Origin of the sequence: Azospirillum formosense, assembly GCF_013340925.1 — a bacterium.
Taxonomy (GTDB): domain Bacteria; phylum Pseudomonadota; class Alphaproteobacteria; order Azospirillales; family Azospirillaceae; genus Azospirillum; species Azospirillum formosense.
Genome location: NZ_WHOR01000102.1, coordinates 1 through 19,285 on the forward strand (window position 1 = coordinate 1; position 19,285 = coordinate 19,285).

Consider the following 19,285-nt stretch of genomic DNA (forward strand, 5'->3'; position numbering starts at 1 on the left):
AAAGGGGGCGGCAGGGCCGCTCACGCAGAAACGGTAACGCAGGAAACGGAACGCAACAAGAACAAATTCGGCCGGGCCCTTGCCCAAAGGGGATTCCGCGTTGATTCCCCTTGCCCGCCGGGCGATTCGGGAAAAAATTCGCTGACCGGAACGATGTTCGAACCGACGAGGACCTGACCATGACCGGCAAGACCGGGATGCGCACCGAGACCGACAGCTTCGGACCGATCGAGGTTGCCGCCGACCGTTACTGGGGCGCCCAGACGCAGCGCTCGTTGCGCAACTTCCGCATCGGCGGCGAGCGCATGCCGCCGGCGCTGGTGCGCGCGCTCGGCATCCAGAAGAAGGCGTCGGCGCTCGCCAACATGGCGCTGGAGGTGCTCGACCCCCGGCTGGGACGGGCCATCGTCGAGGCGGCGGAGGAGGTGATCGACGGCACGCTCGCCGATCATTTCCCGCTGGTGGTCTGGCAGACCGGTTCCGGCACCCAGACCAACATGAACGCCAACGAGGTCATCTCCAACCGCGCCATCGAGGCGCTGGGCGGCGAGATGGGGTCGAAGAAGCCGGTCCACCCCAACGACCATGTCAACATGGGGCAGTCGTCCAACGACAGCTTCCCCACCGCCATGCACATCGCCGCGGCCGAGCAGATCCACCACGAGCTTCTGCCGGCGCTGGAGCACCTGCACGCGGCGCTGGCGGCGAAGGCGGCGGAGTTCGCCGACATCGTGAAGATCGGGCGCACCCACCTCCAGGACGCCACGCCGCTGACCCTGGGGCAGGAGTTCTCCGGCTACGCCGCCCAGATCGCCTACGGGATCGAGCGGGTGAAGGCGTCGCTGCCCCAGCTCTACCGGCTGGCCCAGGGCGGCACGGCGGTGGGCACCGGGCTGAACGCCAAGACCGGCTTCGCCGAAGCCTTCGCCGAGGAGGTGGCCTCCATCACCGGGCTGCCCTTCGTCACCGCCGAGAACAAGTTCGAGGCGCTGGCGAGCCACGACGCTCTGGTGGACGCCCACGGCAGCCTGAACACGCTGGCGGTCTCGCTGATGAAGATCGCCAACGACATCCGCCTGCTCGGCTCCGGCCCGCGCTGCGGCATCGGGGAAATCGCGCTGCCGGAGAACGAGCCCGGCTCATCGATCATGCCCGGCAAGGTGAACCCCACCCAGTCGGAGGCGATGACCATGGTCTGCGCCCAGGTGATGGGCAACCAGACCACCGTCAGCATCGCCGGCGCCACCGGCCATTTCGAGCTGAACGTCTTCAAACCGGTGATCGCCTACAACGTCCTCCAGTCGATCCGGCTGCTGGCCGACGCCTGCAACAGCTTCACCGACAACGCGGTGGTCGGCATCGAGGCGAACCGCGAGCGCATCGGCCAGCTGCTGAACGAGAGCCTGATGCTGGTCACCGCGCTGAACCCGCACATCGGCTACGACAACGCGGCGAAGATCGCCAAGAAGGCCCACAAGGAGGGAACGACCCTGAAACAGGCCGGCGTGGCGCTGGGCCTGCTGACCGAGGAGCAGTTCGATCAGTGGGTCAAGCCGGAAACCATGGTCAAGCCCCGGTGACCGGGGCCGCGCGCCGTCCATGAAGAAGCGCTCCGTCCTCATCGCCGGGCACCCGACCAGCGTCTCCCTGGAAGAGGAATTCTGGGAGGCGCTGAAGGGCCTCGCGCAGGCGCGGGGCATGTCGGTCAACGCGCTGATCGAGGAGATCGATTCGACGCGCAGCGGCAACCTGTCGAGCGCGATCCGCGTCCATGTGCTGAACGCGGTGCAGGGGCGGGGGTAGGGGCATCCCGCTCCCGCCGGGGCACCCCTGGACAGGCGGCGGGGGGACGGCTACACCCTTCGCCGGACCGCCCCCTTCCCCTCGCGCCAGAGTGTCCGCCCGTGACGCCCGACATCACCATCCTCGATATCGTCGCCTTCCTGTGGTTCCTGGCCTGCTGGGCGGGCTTCACGCTGATCCAGGACCACATGCTGGGCGGGCGCATGGTGGTCAACCAGCATCTGAAGAAGGCGCGCCGTCACTGGATGGAGCGGATGCTGGAACGCGACAACCGCATCATGGATTCGCAGCTCGTCGGCCACACGATGCAGAGCTGCACCTTCTTCGCCAGCACGAACATGCTGGTGCTGGCCGGTCTGGTCGGTGCCTTCGGCGCGGTGGAGAACGCCCACAAGCTGGTCGGCACGCTGTCCTTCACGGTGCAGACCACCCGCGAGTTCTTCGAGCTGAAGATGCTGCTGCTCGTGGCGATCTTCACCTTCGGCTTCTTCAAATTCACCTGGGCGCTGCGCCAGTACAATTACTGTTGCGCCCTGATCGGCTCCGCCCCGCTGCCCCCGGTGCCGGCGGAAGAGAAGACGGCGATGGCGGACAGCATCGCCGCCGCCATGACGCTGGCCGTCAAGGCGCTGAACGGCGGCATGCGCGCCTACTACTTCGCCATGGCGGCGCTGGCATGGATGCTCGGTCCCTGGTTCTTCATGGTGTCCACCGCGGCGGTCATCGTCGTCCTGACCCGTCGGCAGGGCTTCTCGGCGACGGAAAAGGTCATCCGCGTACAAGTGGATGCACTGGAGAGACGCGAGCGGCGATGATGCACGTTTTTGGCGATAAATATGTTAAAATGTTCTAAATCTGCGACGTTATGGCCAATACGCTGCAGCGCAAATCAATGCTTTTGTCATAGCCGCCTGATGGACGCGTGCGTTGCAGCACGCCATGTTGAGGGGGTCGGCCATGGACATCGACACAGCGGTATCGGTCTTGAATTCGCTGGACGAGGCGGAGCGGCTTCTGGCGGAGGTCCGGCTGCATCCGGGGGCCTGCGGCGCCGCCAAGGAGTTCATGGACCGCAACCGCGAGCTTCTCGCCCAGGCACGCCACTGCATCGATGCGGCGCACGAACTGGCCTGATGCCGGCCTGACGACGTGCGGGAGCGGCCGGTTCCCGCCGCGCGTCAGCCCTTCCTGAGAACCTTGCCGCCTGTGCCGGCCATCTTCGCCCAGTCCTTCGCGAAGTAGGCGAAGTCGCGGGAGGGGCGGCTGTAGAGGTAGCCCTGCGCCAGCGGCACGCCCAGTTCCGTCAGAAGCTGCGCGTGCTCCGGCCCCTCCACCTGCTCCCCGATCAGCCCGAGGCCCAACTGGCCGCACACGTCCACCATGGACCGCAGCATGGCCATGTCGCGCCCGCTGTGCACGGCGCCGCGGACGAAGTGACCGTCGATCTTGGCGAAGTCGGCCTGGATGCCGTAGAGCGACTGAAAGGAGGTTGATCCGGCCCCGACATCGTCCAGGCAGATGCGGAATCCGGCGGCACGGAGCTTCTGCAAAACCTCGTTCAACTTGGCGATGTCGGTGACGACGACGGTCTCGGTCACCTCGATCAGCAGCTTGCGGGCAAGCTCGCCATAAGGCTCCGTCACCGCCAGGAACTGGCGCAGGAAGATCGGGCTCATCAGCGTCTTGGCGGACAGGTTGATCGCCACGTCCGGCAGGGTCGGCTCCTTGCGGTGGGCGTGCATGGTGTCCAGCACCGACTGCGTCAGCAGCAGGTCGAAGTCGTAGATCAGCCCGACATCCTCGGCAAAGGTGATGAAGTCCGCCGGGGACGGCATGCCCTCCACCCGCGTCAGCGCTTCCAGATGATGGACCGTCCGCGTCCCGATATCGACGATGGGCTGGTAGACCACGAAGAAGTCGCGCTTCTCGATGGTTGCGCGCAGCCGGCCTATGCGGTCCACCGCGTCGGACAGCATGCGCTTGGCGCCGTCCTCCAGGCTGGAGATGGTGAATTCGCCGCCCTGGGCGGACGCGAAGGCCTGCACCGTATAGACCAGCGCGCGCGCCGCGTCGGCGGGGGCCAGCCGTTCGTCCGACACGTCCAGCGACCAGGTGCGGATGCCGCCGGGCAACTCCCCGCCGGCGCTCTGGATGATCTGGGTGATGTGGGCCTGCACCTCCTGCCCGTCGATGTCGGAGGCGTGGACGATGCCGTAGCGGTCGGTGGCCAGTTGCCCGGCGCTGTCGCCGTTGGCGGAGATCGCCCGCAGATAGGCCTCGATCCCCTGCATCACCTCGCCCGCCGCCCCTTCGGGCAGAGCATCGACCATCGATTGCAGGCCGTCGATCAGCAGCAGGGTCAGGGCGTTGTCCAGCCCCTTCTCCCGCGCCTTGATGATGCGGTCCTCCAGGATGTGGCTGAAGGCGTTGCCATCGAGAAGCTGGCCGGCCGCGGCGAGCGCCTCGTTCGTGTTGCGCGGGCCGGAGGCCAGCAGCACGGTCAGGAACAGCGAGCCGGGGCAGGAGTCGAGCCGGCAACCGCCGAGCAGCGCCGGAAAGCGGTTGCCGTCGCAGCCTTGGAAAACGACGCGCGCCGGCTTGATGCGGCCCTTGTCCTGGATGCGCTTGAACAGGACGGTGACGTACTTGCGGTCGTTGGGCGCCACGACGTCGAGCAGGCTGGTGCCGACCAAGCCGGCCACGTCGCCTTCGGTCAGGCGGCAGCGCGCGCCCGCACTGAACAGAATGGTTCCCCGCGCATCCGTCTCGATCAGCAAATCCGCAGCGGCGAAGGCGAAGCCGACGAAGCGGTCACGCTCGCGGTGCGACGGGCGACGGACCTGCGCGTTGGTCTGCGGCACCGGGCGTCTGATCGAGTCATGCGCAAGCTGCATCGGCAATAGCCCGAAATTGAGAAAAAGTTTATCGAATTGCGTCATTCATTGAATGGAGACTAGCCGCGTTCCCGTTCTGAAAAAAGCGGCAAGATTTGCCCCGCCGTTTCGAAGAAAAATTCGGAACCTAGAATTTTCAATGATTTAAAGAGAAATGTGGTTTTGAGGCGCGCCGGATTATCGCACCCGCCGCGAGAAAAAAACGATCGCGGGCCGTTCCAGGACAGGAAACGGCCCGCTGCGGCGATCAAAAGCGGAGAATCGACCGGAAGGGTCAGGAACGGGGATGGAGCCGGGTCACATGGCCCATCTTGCGGCCCGGACGGGATTCCGCCTTGCCGTAGAGGTGCAGGCGGGCGCCCGGCTCGGCCATCAGCGCCGGCCAACGGTCCGCGTCGGCGCCGATCAGGTTCTCCATCTCGGCGTCCGCCACCCGCTCCACCGAGCCGAGCGGCAGGCCGCAGACGGCGCGGACGAGCTGCTCGAACTGGCAGGAATGGCAGGCGTCCATGGTCCAGTGGCCGGAGTTGTGCGGGCGCGGCGCCATTTCGTTGACCAGCACGCCGCCGTCCGGCGTCACGAACATCTCCACCGCCAGCACGCCGACGAGGTCCAGCGCCTCGGCGATGCGGCGGGCGACCCGCTCGGCCTCGGCCGCCGTCTCCGCCGGAACGCGGGCCGGGGCGATGGTCTTGTCGAGGATGCCGTCCTTGTGCCGGTTCTCCACGGCGGGGTAGGCGGCCATGCGGCCGTCCAGCCCGCGGGCGACGATCACCGACACCTCGCAGGTGAAGGAGACGAAGCCCTCCACGATGCCGGCGTCGGAACCGATGGCCGCCCAGGCCTCCGCCGGATCGCTGCCCGGCTCGATGCGCGCCTGACCCTTGCCGTCGTAGCCGAGGCGGGTGGATTTCAGGATGCAGCGCGGGCCGATCTCCGCCACCGCCTTCACCACCTCGTCGGCGCTGCGGGCGGCGCGCCAGGGGGCGGTCCCGATGCCCAGCGCGTTGACGAAGGACTTCTCCTCCACGCGGTCCTGGGCGACCGACAGCACCTGGCCGCCGGGATGGACGGGGGTGAAGCGGCCGAGATGCTCGACCACGGCGACCGGAACGTTCTCCCACTCCAGCGTCACCACGTCGACGGAGCGGGCGAAGGCCTCCAGCGCGTCGAGGTCGTCCCATCCGGCGGAGGTGACGGCCGCCGCGACCTGGGCGCAGGGGCTGCCCTCCGATCCCGGCGCGTAGACGTGCGTCTTGTAACCCAGACGGGCGGCGGCAAGCGCGGTCATGCGGCCGAGCTGCCCGTCGCCGAGCATGCCGATGGTCGAGCCGGGGGGAAGGATGCGGTGGGCCATGGTTCAGGCGGGCTCGTCGACAGGGGCTTCGGCGACGGCGGCGGTCTGGCGGGCGCGCCAGGCGTCCAGCGCCTCGGCGACCGCCGGGTCCATCAGGGCGATGACCGAACCGGCGAGCAATGCGGCGTTGATGGCGCCGGCCTTGCCGATGGCCAGCGTGCCCACCGGAACGCCGCCGGGCATCTGGACGATCGACAGCAGGCTGTCCATGCCCTTCAGCGCATGGCTTTCCACCGGCACGCCGAAGACGGGCAGGGGGGTCATCGAGGCGGCCATGCCCGGCAGGTGGGCGGCGCCGCCGGCCCCGGCGATGACCACCTTCAGGCCGCGCTCACGGGCGGTGGTGGCGTACTCGACCAGACGCTGCGGGGTGCGGTGGGCGGAGACGATCCGGACCTCGTGCGGGACGCCGAGCGCGGTCAGCGTCTCGGCGGCGTGCTTCATGGTGGTCCAGTCCGACTGGCTGCCCATGATGATGCCGACCAGCGGCTTGCGGTCGGTGGTGGCGGCGATGGATGCGGACACGGCGCGCGCTTTCCTCTAGGTCCGGAAAGCGGCGCATTATAGAAAGCGCGCGCATGGAGTCCAGCGCGACGCGATGCGCCGGGCCATGTTCCCCGCCGAAAAGCCGCCTCAGGCGATGATGTCGGGCAGCATGCGGCTTTCCAGAACCATGATCTGGTCCTTGAGCGCGAGTTTGCGCTTCTTCAGACGTTGCATCTGAAGCTGGTCGAACGGCGCACGTTCGTGCAGTCGGGCGATCACGTCGTCGAGGTCGCGATGCTCGCTGCGAAGCGTGGCCAGTTTTTCCTTCAGCATCTCTTGTTCGTTCATACGCGCGGGGCCCGCTGGCTGAGCGGCGGGGACTATACCAGATTTCCGGCGCAACGGCAGTGCGAAACCACGCATTCTTCGCAGGGTTATAATCCGGTCGCCGGAATGTAATATACTCGGAGGACCAGAACCATTGCGGTGGAGCAACGTTCTGGTATGACTACCTTTCGCAGCGGTTCCAGACGACACGGGACAGTCTCCATGACAGCAGGCAAGCGCATCGGCATTCTCACCAGCGGCGGCGACTGCGCCGGGCTGAACGCGGTCATCCGCGCGGTGGTCCACCGGGCCGTCCTGACCTACGGCTGGCAGGTCCTGGGCATCAAGGAAGGCACCCAGGGGTTGCTGCAGCGACCGGTGCAGTACCAGGTGCTCGATCTGCCGCAGGTCGACGGCAACATGATGCGCATGGGCGGCACGATCCTCGGCACGACCAACCGCGGCGACCCCTTCGCCTACCCGATGGCCGACGGCACGCAGAAGGACCGGTCGGACGAGATCATCGGCGGCTACCGCGAGCTGGGGCTGGACGCGCTGATCGGCATCGGCGGCGACGGCAGCTTCGCCATCCTGAAGAAGCTGGCCGACAAGGGCGGCTTCCAGATGGTCGGCATCCCCAAGACCATCGACAACGATCTGGGCCTGACCGAGGTGTCGGTCGGCTACGACACCGCCGTCGGCGTGGCGGTCGAGGCGCTCGACCGGCTCCAGCCGACCGCGGCCAGCCACGCCCGCGTCATGGTGCTGGAGGTGATGGGCCGCGACGCCGGGCATATCGCGCTGGCGGCGGGCATTGCCGGCGGCGCCGACGTCGTGCTGATCCCCGAGATCGCCTATTCCATCGAGAAGATCGCCCAGAAGATCAAGCAGGTGCGCTCGACCGGCCGCAACTTCGCGCTGGTCGTGGTGTCGGAGGCGGTGAAGACCGTGGACGGCACCGGCGTGCAGAAGCTGTTCCAGGGCGGCCAGAAGCGCTACGGCGGCATCGGCGACTACATCGGCGAGAAGATCGCCGAGGCGACGGGGGCGGAGACCCGCGTCACCGTTCTGGGCCATGTCCAGCGCGGCAGCATGCCCAGCCCGCGCGATCGTCTGGTCGCATCGGCCTTCGGCGTGCACGCCGTGGACCTGATCGCCGAGGGCAAGTTCGACCGCATGGTCGCCTGGTCCAATCGCGGCGTCATCGACGTGCCGATCGCCGAGGCCATCGCCGAATACGCCTGCGTCGAGCTGGACGGCGCCATGGTCAAGACCGCCCGCGGTCTGGGCATCAGCCTGGGCGATTGAGCGGAACCTCCAGGGAGGCAGGCGCGGCGATGTCGGAAAACCCGCTGTGGGACTTCGCTCTCGCCGTCTACGGACGGCCGGGCGTGCCCGCCGCCTGCCTCGACCTTCAGGACCGGCTCGGCCAGGACGTGAATCTGCTGCTGTTCGCCGCCTGGGCGGGCATGGCCTGCAACGCCGACCTGCCGGCCGAGGAACTGGCGCGCATCGATTCCGCGATCGCCCCCTGGCGGGACGAGGTGGTCCGTCCGCTGCGCGCCGTCCGCCGCCGGGCGAAGGGCGGGGACGACGCCCTCTACAAGCGCCTGAAGGCGGCGGAACTGGAGGCGGAGCGCGTCCAGCAGGACCGTCTCTTCGCCCTGTCCGGACTCACCCCCGCGCCGGGGGGCGGCGTCGCGCTGGCCGCGGTCAATCTCTACCGGCTCGTGCCGGAGGGGGACCCGGCGGTGATGGGGCTGTTGGCGGCGCTCGCCACGCCGCCCGAGCCCTGACGGAACCGGTGCGATGACGTCTCCCGCCATCCTCACCTCGCCCCGGCTGATCCTGCGCCCCTGGCGCGACGGGGACGGCGATGCCTTTCACGCGCTGTCGCAAAACCCTGTGGTGATGGAACATCTGCTGCCGCTTCCCGACCGCGCGGCCAACGACGCGGTGATCCGGCGCATCGGCGAGCATTTCGATCGGCACGGCTTCGGCTTCTGGGCCGTGGAGCGGCCCGGCCGCAGCCCCTTCATCGGCTTCGTCGGGCTGGCCCGCGTGACCTGGGAGGCGCCCTTCGCCCCCGCCGTCGAGGTGGGATGGCGGCTCGACCCCGCCCATTGGGGGCAGGGGCTGGCGACCGAGGCGGCCGGGCTGGCGCTGGCCTACGGGTTCGGCGCGGTCGGGCTGGGCGAGATCGTGGCCTTCACCGTGCCGGAGAATCAGCGGTCGCAGCGGGTCATGGAACGGCTGGGGATGGAGCGCGATGCGGCGGGCGACTTCGACCACCCGCGGGTTCCGGACGGCCATCGCCTGAAGCGGCACATCCTCTACCGGATCGGGCGCGACCGCTGGCGGGCCGGGATCGGCGCTGGTGTCAGCGGACCAAGATGAGGCTGTTGCGGTCGCTCGTCTCGTCGGAGACCTGGAAGGGCTTGCCGACATAGAAGGCCTGGCAGCGCTTGCCGCCGGACAGGCGGGTCAGTCCGGCCTCCCACTCCTGCCCGCGCGGGCCGAGGATGCGCAGTTTCAACTGGTCGAGCAGCGGGAATATTTGATAGCCCTCGAGGTCGAGCGACTCCCCCTTCGCGGAGAAGGCGTCCTGGTTCAGCGTGAGGGTCTTGCCGTCGAGGTCCAGCTTGACATCCTGCGCCCACGGGCACCCGCCGCCGCCGGCCGGCTTGTCGCTGGCCGTGGCCGGTTCTACGGTCAGGACGGCCGGGACGAAGGCACAGGTCAAGGCGAGCGCGCAGATGTTCAAGGTGCTTTTCATCGGCAAGGTGCTTTGCATGGGCGGGACGCGGTCCTCGCACTGAATACCCCGGTATGTTTCGGGGCGATGGATGCAGCATAATTTTAGCAAAAGTGAAATGCAACGTGGGGCTGCTCGTGGGTGGGTTGCGGGAACGGCAGGACTTGTGACAAATCCGGCGGCGGACCCGCATGATCCACCGGCTTCCAGTACCCCTCACACCCTTGGGCACTCCCATGGCGACGATCATCGAGGCCCTCTTGGCCGCCATCGACCATCACCAGTCGGGCCGTCTGGCCGAGGCGGCGACGCTCTATGGGCGGATTCTCGAAGCCGATCCGGAGCAGGCCGACGCCGCCCAGTTCCTGGGCGTGCTCCATGCCCAGACGGGCCGTCCGGCGGACGGGGCGCGCCTGCTGCGCCGGGCGCTGGCGCTGCGTCCCGACTCGGCGGGGGGGCAATCCAACCTGGCCGGCGCGCTTCAGACCCTGGGCGACACGGCGGAGGCGGAGGCCGGCTATGCCCGCGCCCTGCGGCTGGACCCGCTGCTGGCCGACGCCCACGCCAGCCGGGCCGGCGCCCTGCGCGCCCTGAACCGGGTGCCGGAAGCCGCCCGCTCGGCGCAGAAGGCCTTGGCGCTGCTCCCGGCCTCGGTGGACGCCTTGGTCAATCTCGCCGAAACGGCCCTGGCCGGACGGCGTGGAGAAGAGGCGGAGCGGGCGGCCTGCCGCGCCGCCGCCCTGGCGCCGGGATCATCGGCGGCCTGGATGATGCTCGGTTCCGCCTGCGCGGCGCTCAAGCGCTGGGACAAGGCGGAGGCCGCCTACCGCACGGCGCTGGACCTCGCCCCCGGCTACGGCGCGGCGTGGGGAAATCTGGGGTCGCTGCTCGCCGGGCAGGGCCGGTTCGACGAGGCGCTGGAGGCCTTCGCCACGGCGGAGCAACGTGGCTTTTCCGGACCGGCCCTGTGGTCGGCGCGTGGCAACGCGCTGCTCGCCATGGCCCGGCCGGTGGCGGCTCTGGCCGATTTCGACCGGGTGCTGGAGGCGCGGCCCGACGACGCCGGGATGCGCTGGAACCGCGGCTTCGCCCGGCTGCTGGCCGGCGACTACAACGATGGTTGGCCGGAGTTCGACTGGCGCCGCCATGACGCGCGGGCGGAACCGCCCTGGCGCCGCTTCGCCCAGCCCACCTGGACCGGTGGCGGCATCGCCGGGCAGACCATCCTGCTCTATGCCGAGCAGGGGTTGGGCGACACGTTGCAGTTCGTCCGCTACGTCCCGCTGGTGGCGGAGCGCGGGGCTCGGGTGATCCTGGAGGTGCAAAGGCCCCTGATGGGCGTTCTGTCGGGCCTGCCGGGGGTGGAGCGGCTGATCGCCCGCGGCGACCCGCTTCCGGATTTCGATCTGGAATGCCCGCTGATGAGCCTGCCGCGCGCCTTCGGCGGCGGGCTGGACGACGTGCCCGCCGCCGTGCCGTATCTGCGCCCCGACCCGGAACGCGCCGCCGCTTGGAGCGAGCGGTTTGCGGAAAGGCAGGGTTTGCGGGTCGGGCTGGTCTGGGCAGGCAACCCGCGCTTTCCCGGCGACGCGCTGCGCTCGCCCCGGCTGGCCGGGCTGCGGCCAGTGCTGGACATGCCGGGCGTGCGCTTTTACGGGCTCCAGAAGGGACCGGGGCGCGAGGATTTGGATCGGGTGCCGATGCCGTCCTCCTTCACCGACCTCGGGCCGGACATCGCCGATTTCGCCGATACCGCGGCGATCATGGCCAACCTCGACCTCGTGATCTCCTCCTGCACCGGGCCGGCCCATCTGGCCGGTGCGCTGGGGGTGCCGGTCTGGGTGGTGCTGCCCCTGTCGCCGGACTGGCGCTGGCTTCTGGGGCGGGAGGACAGCCCCTGGTACCCGACCGCCCGCCTGTTCCGCCAGACGCGCGTCGGCGATTGGGCGGAGGTGGCCAAGCGCGTCGCCGACGCGCTGCGCGCCGCGGCTCTTAGGACTTCAGGGTGATCGTCGTCTGGGTCATCTCGTCGGCGGTGGACACCAGCTTGGAGGCGGCGGAGTAGGTGCGCTGAGCCTGGATCAGCGTGGTGAACTGCTCTTCGATCTTGACGTTGGAGCCCTCGACGCTGGCCGTGTTCAGCGACGCCCCGACGGTCTTCGGCGCGCTGGTTCCGGTCTCGCTGGTCAGGTTGCCGAAGGAGTTCAGGCGGATGGCGCCCGAGTTGGCGGTGGTCCGGAACATGGTGCCGGACACGCTTTCCAGATCGGTCGGATTGACCACGGTCGCGTCGGGGATGCGGTAGATGTAGCGCTGCTTCCCGCCCTGGAAGTTCGCGGCGACGAAGCCGTCCGCGGTCAGCTCCGCTCCCTGATAGGTGCCGGCCCGGATGCCGTTGTTGCCCTGGACGATGCCCAGATCCATGCCGGCGATGGTCGTGATGGAATTGCTCATCTTCCCGTAGGAGCCGAGATCCAGCGTCGTCTGGGCGAAGTCGCCGCCGGGATTCAACGTCAGTGTCACCGGGGCGCCGGTGGCGCCGCCGGTCAGCGTGCCGTTGCGGGCGAAGTTCAGCGTGCCGAGCGATTGCCAGGTGGTGGGGTCGTTCACATTGCCGTTGCCAACCGGCTTGCCGTCGGCGCCGATGACGCCGGCGTTGAAGACCTGCCATGTCGAGGTGCCGTCCTCCGCCTGCCCGGTCTTCAGGAAGCGCAGGGCCATCGCCCCGTCGGCGCCGTTCCTGTCGACCATGTTCAGAACGACGCCGGTCGTGTTCGCCGTGGTGATCTGGCCGGTCACCGGCTCCTGGTCATAGGGCAGGTTGAGGTTTAGCGACGCCTGGGTCGAGGCTTCGCGGTAATCCTGCAACCCGCTCAGCGAGACCGGAGTCATGCTGCTGAGGCTGCCGAAGGAGCCGGTGCCGCTGGCGGGGTCGAGCTTGAAACCCATCAGCGCCTTGCCGGCGCCGTTCACCAGACGGCCTTCCTTGTCGGGGGAAAAGTCGCCGGACCGCGTCAGGAAAACCGAATCGTCGTTGGTCTGTGCGGTAGTCGCGGTCGTGCCGGCCTGGGCATCCAGGTCCTGGACGAGGAAGAAGCCGTTGCCGACGATGGCCGCGTTGGTGGTGACGTCGGTCCGGGTGATGGTGCCGCCGCTGTGATCCAACCGCTCGAAGGCGCGCACCCCGTTGCCGGGGTCCTTGTTGCCGGTGCGGTCGCTCAGCACGAAGTCGGAGAACTGGGTTTCCGACGCCTTGAAGCCGGACGTGGAGGCGTTCGCGATGTTGTTCGAAATGGTGCCCAGGGCGCGGTTCTGCGCCGTCAGCCCGAGAACGCCATTGTTGAAGATCGTGGTGATGCCCATGGTCCGGCCGCCTCATTCCCTTCCATGCGCGTCCGCCGGAACGCGCCGAACAAGGTTATGCAACCGTCATGCCAAAAGGCGGGAAAGGGATTCGCCGGGGCCACAGGGCGAAAGGATGGGCAGAAAATTCCCGGCGGAAGCGGCTCCTCACCGTCCGCTGGGCAGCTTTCGCCCATCCGGCACACTCAATCAACCGGCTCGAACATCTTGGTCTGGGAATTGATGGCCCACAGGTCGCCGCTGTCCAGGTCGAACCACCAGCCGTGCAGTTCCAGCGACCCGGCCTCCACCCGCTCGCGGACGAAGGGGAAGGTCATCAGGTTGTCGACCGAGGTGCGGACGGCGGCGCGCTCGATCACGTCGGGCTTCTGCTGGAGGCGCTCGAACTCGGCCTTGCGCCGCTCCTCGTCGGTATCCCCCTGGGCGGGCGGGATGTAGGGATCGAGCGCCGCGCTGGCGATGGACACCCAGGGCGACACGAAGTCGTTCTGGTCCGGCTCGCCCTTGCGCAGGCGGATCAGCCCCTGGATGCCGCCGCACAGGGCATGGCCCAGCACGATGACGTGGCTGACCTGAAGCACCCGCACCGCGTATTCGATGGCCGCCGATGTGCCGTGGTAGCTGCCGTCCGGCTGGTAGGGCGGGACGAGGTTGGCGACGTTGCGGACGACGAACATCTCGCCCGGCTCGGCCTCGGTCAGCAGCGCCGGATCGACGCGGCTGTCGGAGCAGCCGATCATCAGGATCTTCGGCTTCTGCCCCTGCTCGACGAGCTGGCGCATGCTGTCGGGCCGGCGCTCGTAGTAGCGGGCGCGGAAACCTTTCATCCCGGCGAGAAGCTGACGAATCGGAACGTCCTGGTCGCGGGTGTGTGGCATCGTTCTGATACCCCTCTTCGGTCGGGATTTAGCGGATGCGGTATAGCCCAGGCTGGATCATGTTTCCAGAACCTCCGCAGGTGCAGGCTCGCCCCATCGGCGCACGATGCCCGCGTCCAGCCCGAACAGGTCGAGCGCCCGCCCGACGGCGTGGTCCACCAGGTCGTCGATGGTCTGCGGGCGGCTGTAGAAGGCGGGGACCGGCGGGGCGATCACCGCGCCCATTTCGGCCAGCTGGGTCATCGTGCGCAGGTGCCCCAGATGCAGCGGCGTTTCGCGCACCATCAGCACCAGCGGACGCCGTTCCTTCAGCGTGACGTCGGCGGCGCGGGTCAGCAGGGTGGAGGTCACACCCGTGGCGATCTCGCTCATCGTGCGGACGGAGCAGGGGGCGACGATCATCCCCATGGCGCGGAAGCTGCCGCTGGCGATGGCCGCGCCGATGTCGGCGGCGGCGTAGGACACGTCGGCCAGAGCCCGCAGCTCCGCCACCTTCATGTCCGTCTCATGGGCCAGCGTGACCTCGGCGGAGCGGCTGACGACGAGGTGCGATTGGACGCCGATCCGGCGGAGAACGGACAGGAGCCGGATGCCCAGGATCACGCCCGAGGCTCCGCTGATGCCGACGACAAGACGGGAGGGTGCAGTCATGCCGAAGAAGTAGCGCGCGCGCCGGGTGTCGTCCAGAGCGCGGTCTTCATGGACCTCGTTGCAGGTCCGGCGCCGGAGGCGGAGGGACGGGCCGCCCCCGGCCGCAAAAGCAAAAAGCCCCCCTCCCGCCGGGGGAGAGGGGCTTGGAAAGCGGCGTCAGCGCGCCTCTTCCCGCTCGGAATAGGGCGACTCGTCGTCGTAGCCTTCCTCGCCTTCCTGGGCCTCGCGCTCCTCGGGGGAGAGCGGGACGCCACCGCGGCGGACGGCCAGGGCCAGGGCCTCCTCCAGCTCGCGCTGGGTGCACAGCCCGAGCAGCACGGGGTTGCGCGGCTTGATGTTCGGGGCGTTCCAGTGCGTGCGGTCGCGCACGGCCGCGATGGTCGGCTTGGTCGTGCCGATCAGGCGGCAAAGCTGGGCGTCCGACAGCTCCGGATGGTGCTTCAGCAGCCAGGAAATGGCGTCCGGCTTGTCGCCGCGCTTGGTGATCGGGGTGTAGCGCGGTCCCTTGGACCGGGCCGCCGGCAGCGGCAGGTCGGGGACCAGCAGCTTCAGGCGCAGATCCTGGTTGCGCTCGCAGCGTTCGATCTCGCCCTTGGTCAACTGACCGTTGGCCACAGGGTCCAGCCCGACCATGCCGACCGCCACCTCGCCATCGGCGATGGCCTGGACCTCCAGGGAATGCAGGCCGCAGAAGGCGGCGATCTGCTCGAAGGTCAAGGATGTGTTCTCGACCAGCCAGACGGCCGTCGCTTTCGGCATCAAGGGCAGTGCCATCGTCCCTCCTGACAACTCCAACCCGACCGCACCCGCTGGCGGGTGGCGCGATCGGCCATACTATACCGGATGGTCCCGAGCTTCGCCCTCCATATAGGGCCGGAACCGGTCGATGTAAGCGTGCTCGGGCAGGCGGCCGGGAAAACCCGGACACCGATCCTTCTGCTAACCGTCTTGGCGCGCTTTAGCAAGCCCACCTGGCTGTCCGGGAACAAGAATAAAGCGAAAAAAATGCTTGAAAGGGAATTCCCGGCTGTGAAGCCGGGAATTCCCTTCGCAATCCAATGGTTCGCCGTGCGGCGACGATCAGCCGCCCACCGTCATGACGATCTTGCCGATGTGCGCGCTGGATTCCATCAGGGCGTGCGCCTCGGCCGCCTGCTCAAGCGTGAAGACCTTGTGGATCACCGGCTTGACCGTGCCGCCTTCCAGCAGCGGCCAGACCTTCTCACGCAGGGCGGCGGCGATGCGGCCCTTCTCCTCCACCGAGCGGGCGCGCAGGGTGGAGCCGGTGAGGGTCAGGCGCTTGGTCATCACCGGGAACATGTTGATGGAGACCTTCGGCCCCTGGAGGAAGGCGATGGAGACGTGCCGCCCGTCGGGGGCCATGATGCCGATGTCACGGGCGATGTAATCGCCGCCGACCATGTCCAGCACCACGTCGACGCCGCGCCCGCCGGTCTCCTTCTGGATGACGGCGGCGAAGTCCTCGGTCTTGTAGTCGATGGCGCGGTCGGCGCCCAGCTCCTCGCAGGCCCGGCACTTCTCGGCGCTGCCGGCGGTGGTGAAGACCTTGGCGCCGAAGGCCTTGGCGAGTTGGATGGCCGTGGTGCCGATGCCGCTGGAGCCGCCATGGACCAGCAGCGTCTCGCCGGGCTTCAGCGCGCCGCGCTCGAACACGTTGGTCCAGACGGTGAAGAAGGTCTCCGGAACGGCGGCGGCCTCGACCATGCCGTAGCCCTTCGGCACGGGCAGGAGCTGCGGCGCCGGGACCACGCAATACTGGGCATAGCCGCCGCCGGAGATCAGGGCGCAGACCGCGTCGTCGGCGGCCCACTCCGTCACGCCCTCGCCCAGGGCGACGACGCGCCCGGCGATCTCCAGGCCGGGAAGGTCGGAGGCGCCCGGCGGCGGGTCGTAGCGGCCCTGGCGCTGCAGCATGTCCGGGCGGTTGACGCCCGCCGCCTCCACCGCCACCAGCACCTCGCCGGGGCCGGGCACCGGGGCGGGGCGCTGCACGGTGCGCAGGACCTCCGGGCCGCCGGGTTGCGAAATCTCCACGCAGGTCATGCTGTCCGGCAGGGCGATGCCCATGGTGTCTCCCCCATTCCTCGTTGACGCGGCGTCCACCGTTCCGGCCGTCGCCGTTCCGGGCGGCCGGGCCGTTTGTGTCCGCAGGCGTCCAAAGTTAGAATTCCGCACCGGCGCTGACAAGCACGCCCCGACGGCCTTTCCGACGTGCGGGAAGCGGACGGCGCGGGGCAGGGATGCGCGAAAGCGGGAGGAGAAGCCCTATGGACATCGACGATCTGGAGCCGCGCAAGGCCAAGCCGGCGCTGAAGGACCTGACCGCGCTGGGCGTGGCGGAGCTGAAGGACTACATCGCCGGGCTGGAGGCCGAGATCGCCCGCGCCCGCGCGGCCATCGCCGCGAAGGAGGCGCAGAAGAACGCCGCCGAAGCCTTCTTCAAGAGGCCGTCCTGAGAACGGAAAACGCCCCTCTCCCGAATGGGAAGAGGGGCGTCCGGCCATGAAACCCCGGCCATAAAACCCCGGCCGCGAAACCTCAGTCCGCGCCGACCAGATCGCGGTAGCAGTGCCAGGAGGCGTGGCCGATCAGCGGAAGGGCCAGCGCCAGCCCCAGGAAGCCGGTGACCATCCCCGCCGCGGTGAACAGCACGATCAGGAAGGCCCAGCCGGCCATGGTGCGAAGATTCTCGCGCAGCACGGCGACGCTGGTCGCCATGGCGGTGAAGCTGTCGGTCTCGCGGTCCAGCAGCATCGGGATCGACACCACGCTGATGGCGAAGACCGCCGTCGCGATGACGCCGCCGACGATGGTGCCGGTCAGCAGGAACGGGATCGTCTGCGCCGAGAAGAAGATACGGTCGACGAGCTGGTCGAAGGCCGGCGGCTCCGTCGCGAAGAACAGCGCGAACAGCAGAAAGGCGATGCGGATCCAGGCCAGCATGGCGAGCATCAGCGCCAGCCCGATCCCGGCGATCTGCACGCCGTTGCGGCGGTAGGCCCCGGCGACCTTCATCAGCGTCGGCGTCTCCCCCCGCTCCAGCAGGCGGCTGGTCTCATAGAGACCGACGGCGAAGACCGGCCCCAGCAGCATGAAGCCCGCCGCCATCGGCAGCACCAGATACTGCATATCCTGCATCGACAGCACCGCCACCAGCGCGAGGCTGGACAGCACCGCCAGCAGGCCGTAGGCGACGCTGATCATGGGGCTGGCGCACATGTCGCGCCAGCCGGCGCTCAACCATACCCAGGGGCGGTCGACGTCGACGCTGCGGATTCGCGGAAGATAGGGAGCCGGCTTGTGGAACTCGGAGGGTTCCTTGCGCCGGATCGGCCGATGGAATTGGGACGCACCGCGGTGAGACGACATGTCGACCATGATGATGGTCCTCCCCTTTGCCCATTGCGCCTCTCGTGAGGGGGGAGTGTAGCAAAGCGGTCCGCAGCGTTCCAGATTGTCTTATGGACGAATTGTTTGAATGCCTAATTGTCACAAAAGCGATACCAAAGCACGGGCTTGGCCGTCACTCGTCAGCTTTGCCGTCGACCTTCTTGCCGTCGAGGTCCGTTTTGCGGCGCTCGGCGTCCTGACGGTCGCGCAGCTTCTCGGCCTTGGTGCGCCCGAAGCGGACGCGGTTCTCCCCGGCGGTTTTTTCACGCTCTTCCTTCTGGCGCATCTTCCGGAAGCGGTTCAGGTTCACGACATCGGCCATGGGGCGCGTCTCCTGAGGGCGGGGCATGTCGTCTTTTGGACAACTCGGCCGTTGGAATGCCCAAATTGCTTGTTTTCTTTCGGGACGATAGTTTAGCGGAACCCCGTGCCACCCGGAAGACCGGAGCGGGCGCCAGGGGGCCGCGGCTTGTGGCGGACATCTTGTGGCAGGAATACGGCGACTCAACAGCCGAATGGTGGGGAAGGCGGGGCAACCGGTGAAGAAACTCCTGATCGCGGCGCTGATTCTATTGGGCCTGCTGGTGGCCGCGGTGCTGATCGTGCCGAGCGTGGTCGACTGGAACACCTACAAGGCCCAGATCGCGGACAAGGTGTCCGCCGCCACGGGCCGCAAGGTGGAGCTGAGGGGCGACATCGGGCTGTCCCTGCTGCCGGCCCCGGCGCTGACGGTGCGCGACGCGCGGCTGGCCAACGCGCCCGGCGGGTCCGAGGAGGACATGGCACGCCTGAAGGAGCTGGACGTCCGCGTGGCCCTCGGCCCGCTGCTCGGCGGCCACATCCAGGTGCAGAGCATCAAGCTGATCGACCCGACCTTCCTGTTCGAGACGCTGCCCGACGGGCGCTTCAACTGGGACCTGTCGGGCGCCGGTGCCGGCCGTGCGGCGGGCGGCGGGGCGGGCGGATCCGGCGATGGGCTGGCCTCGGCGGTCAGTTTCGACCAGGTGACGGTGCAGAACGGCACCATCCAGTACCGCGACGCCCGCACCGGCCAGTCGGAGGTGATCGACCAGATCGACGCGCGGATCGTCGCCGGCAGCTTCACCGGGCCGTTCCAGGGGCAGGGCAGTTTCCGGGCGCGCGGCGTGCCGCTGCGCGGGGAGATGTTTGTCAGCCGCCTGATCGACGGCGCCGCCGTCCAGGTCCGGGCGGCATTGTCGATGGCCGACACCGACGCCACGCTGCGCTTTGCCGGAATCGTGACCAACCCGCCGGGCAGCGGCGGATCGCGCGCCCAGGGCGATTTGCGCGTCGAGGGCAGCGACCTGTCCCGCGCGCTGACGCTGGTGCGCAATGGCTC

Annotated in this window: 22 protein-coding genes; 10 read left to right on the plus strand and 12 right to left on the minus strand. The window is 68.4% G+C overall.

The window, feature by feature from the left end; genetic code table 11:
• The first annotated feature begins 179 nt into the window (after positions 1-179).
• From fumC to GBZ26_RS14845, 4 genes are all read left to right on the plus strand, one after another.
• Positions 180-1,580, plus strand: coding sequence for a class II fumarate hydratase (gene fumC / locus GBZ26_RS14830; protein ID WP_174439498.1), 1,401 nt, complete (start codon positions 180-182; stop codon positions 1,578-1,580).
• Positions 1,581-1,599: 19 nt separating this feature from the next.
• Positions 1,600-1,803: a ribbon-helix-helix domain-containing protein gene (locus GBZ26_RS14835; RefSeq protein WP_014239903.1), complete on the plus strand. Its 204-nt coding sequence runs from the start codon at positions 1,600-1,602 to the stop codon at positions 1,801-1,803.
• Between the two features lie 101 nt (positions 1,804-1,904).
• Positions 1,905-2,618, plus strand: a complete 714-nt coding sequence (locus GBZ26_RS14840; protein WP_174439499.1) for a DUF599 family protein — start codon at positions 1,905-1,907, stop codon at positions 2,616-2,618.
• A gap of 142 nt (positions 2,619-2,760) precedes the next feature.
• The gene (locus tag GBZ26_RS14845) at positions 2,761-2,937 is read left to right on the plus strand and encodes a hypothetical protein (RefSeq protein WP_170295983.1); all 177 of its coding nucleotides are present in this window, start codon (positions 2,761-2,763) and stop codon (positions 2,935-2,937) included.
• Positions 2,938-2,981: 44 nt separating this feature from the next.
• Here GBZ26_RS14845 and GBZ26_RS14850 read toward each other — a convergent pair whose 3' ends face one another.
• The 4 genes from GBZ26_RS14850 to GBZ26_RS14865 all read right to left on the minus strand — a co-directional run bounded on the left by GBZ26_RS14850 (position 2,982) and on the right by GBZ26_RS14865 (position 6,873).
• Positions 2,982-4,697 (minus strand): EAL domain-containing protein, encoded by a 1,716-nt coding sequence (locus tag GBZ26_RS14850; protein WP_174439500.1) that lies wholly within the window; start codon positions 4,695-4,697, stop codon positions 2,982-2,984.
• A gap of 274 nt (positions 4,698-4,971) precedes the next feature.
• Positions 4,972-6,054: a 5-(carboxyamino)imidazole ribonucleotide synthase gene (locus GBZ26_RS14855; protein ID WP_174439501.1), complete on the minus strand. Its 1,083-nt coding sequence runs from the start codon at positions 6,052-6,054 to the stop codon at positions 4,972-4,974.
• A gap of 3 nt (positions 6,055-6,057) precedes the next feature.
• A complete protein-coding gene (purE, locus tag GBZ26_RS14860) occupies positions 6,058-6,525 on the minus strand; it encodes a 5-(carboxyamino)imidazole ribonucleotide mutase (RefSeq protein ID WP_051140162.1) in 468 nt (155 codons plus the stop codon).
• A 162-nt stretch (positions 6,526-6,687) separates the two neighbouring features.
• Entirely contained in the window at positions 6,688-6,873 is a 186-nt protein-coding gene (locus GBZ26_RS14865; protein ID WP_014239909.1) for a YdcH family protein, read from the minus strand.
• A 216-nt stretch (positions 6,874-7,089) separates the two neighbouring features.
• Here GBZ26_RS14865 and GBZ26_RS14870 point away from each other — a divergent pair, with 216 nt between their 5' ends.
• The 3 genes from GBZ26_RS14870 to GBZ26_RS14880 are packed head-to-tail and all read left to right on the plus strand — an operon-like array spanning position 7,090 to position 9,264.
• A complete protein-coding gene (locus GBZ26_RS14870) occupies positions 7,090-8,175 on the plus strand; it encodes an ATP-dependent 6-phosphofructokinase (RefSeq protein ID WP_174439502.1) in 1,086 nt (361 codons plus the stop codon).
• 29 nt (positions 8,176-8,204) lie between these two features.
• Entirely contained in the window at positions 8,205-8,663 is a 459-nt protein-coding gene (locus tag GBZ26_RS14875) for a TIGR02444 family protein (protein ID WP_174439503.1), read from the plus strand.
• Between the two features lie 13 nt (positions 8,664-8,676).
• A complete protein-coding gene (locus tag GBZ26_RS14880; RefSeq protein WP_174439504.1) occupies positions 8,677-9,264 on the plus strand; it encodes a GNAT family N-acetyltransferase in 588 nt (195 codons plus the stop codon).
• Here the strand turns inward: GBZ26_RS14880 and GBZ26_RS14885 are convergent.
• Positions 9,248-9,643: a hypothetical protein gene (locus GBZ26_RS14885; RefSeq protein ID WP_174439505.1), complete on the minus strand. Its 396-nt coding sequence runs from the start codon at positions 9,641-9,643 to the stop codon at positions 9,248-9,250. The genes GBZ26_RS14880 and GBZ26_RS14885 overlap by 17 nt on opposite strands.
• A 215-nt stretch (positions 9,644-9,858) precedes the next feature.
• Here GBZ26_RS14885 and GBZ26_RS14890 point away from each other — a divergent pair, with 215 nt between their 5' ends.
• The gene (locus GBZ26_RS14890) at positions 9,859-11,631 is read left to right on the plus strand and encodes a tetratricopeptide repeat protein (RefSeq protein WP_174439506.1); all 1,773 of its coding nucleotides are present in this window, start codon (positions 9,859-9,861) and stop codon (positions 11,629-11,631) included.
• On the opposite strand, the gene GBZ26_RS14895 is transcribed toward GBZ26_RS14890, so the two are convergent.
• From GBZ26_RS14895 to GBZ26_RS14915, 5 genes are all read right to left on the minus strand, one after another.
• Positions 11,615-12,985, minus strand: coding sequence for a flagellar hook protein FlgE (locus GBZ26_RS14895; protein ID WP_174439507.1), 1,371 nt, complete (start codon positions 12,983-12,985; stop codon positions 11,615-11,617). The genes GBZ26_RS14890 and GBZ26_RS14895 overlap by 17 nt on opposite strands.
• A gap of 185 nt (positions 12,986-13,170) precedes the next feature.
• Positions 13,171-13,863: a carbonic anhydrase gene (locus tag GBZ26_RS14900; protein ID WP_137140232.1), complete on the minus strand. Its 693-nt coding sequence runs from the start codon at positions 13,861-13,863 to the stop codon at positions 13,171-13,173.
• A 57-nt stretch (positions 13,864-13,920) separates the two neighbouring features.
• Positions 13,921-14,514, minus strand: a complete 594-nt coding sequence (locus GBZ26_RS14905; protein ID WP_174439508.1) for a UbiX family flavin prenyltransferase — start codon at positions 14,512-14,514, stop codon at positions 13,921-13,923.
• A 156-nt stretch (positions 14,515-14,670) separates the two neighbouring features.
• Positions 14,671-15,288, minus strand: coding sequence for a DUF1013 domain-containing protein (locus GBZ26_RS14910; RefSeq protein ID WP_174439509.1), 618 nt, complete (start codon positions 15,286-15,288; stop codon positions 14,671-14,673).
• Positions 15,289-15,594: 306 nt separating this feature from the next.
• Positions 15,595-16,602, minus strand: coding sequence for an NAD(P)H-quinone oxidoreductase (locus GBZ26_RS14915; protein ID WP_174439510.1), 1,008 nt, complete (start codon positions 16,600-16,602; stop codon positions 15,595-15,597).
• A gap of 200 nt (positions 16,603-16,802) precedes the next feature.
• Between GBZ26_RS14915 and GBZ26_RS14920 the strand changes: the two genes are divergently transcribed.
• Positions 16,803-16,991 carry a DUF1192 domain-containing protein gene (locus GBZ26_RS14920; RefSeq protein ID WP_174439511.1) on the plus strand — a complete coding sequence of 63 codons (189 nt, stop codon included), beginning with the start codon at positions 16,803-16,805 and terminating at the stop codon, positions 16,989-16,991.
• 82 nt (positions 16,992-17,073) lie between these two features.
• Here GBZ26_RS14920 and GBZ26_RS14925 read toward each other — a convergent pair whose 3' ends face one another.
• Both GBZ26_RS14925 and GBZ26_RS14930 read right to left on the minus strand, forming a co-directional pair.
• Positions 17,074-17,913, minus strand: coding sequence for a DUF2189 domain-containing protein (locus GBZ26_RS14925; protein WP_174439512.1), 840 nt, complete (start codon positions 17,911-17,913; stop codon positions 17,074-17,076).
• A 145-nt stretch (positions 17,914-18,058) separates the two neighbouring features.
• Positions 18,059-18,247, minus strand: coding sequence for a DUF4169 family protein (locus GBZ26_RS14930; protein WP_174439513.1), 189 nt, complete (start codon positions 18,245-18,247; stop codon positions 18,059-18,061).
• A gap of 217 nt (positions 18,248-18,464) precedes the next feature.
• On the opposite strand from GBZ26_RS14930, the gene GBZ26_RS14935 reads away from it, so the two are divergent.
• Positions 18,465-19,285 (plus strand): AsmA family protein (locus GBZ26_RS14935; protein WP_174439514.1); only part of this gene is annotated, 821 nt, incomplete at its 3' end.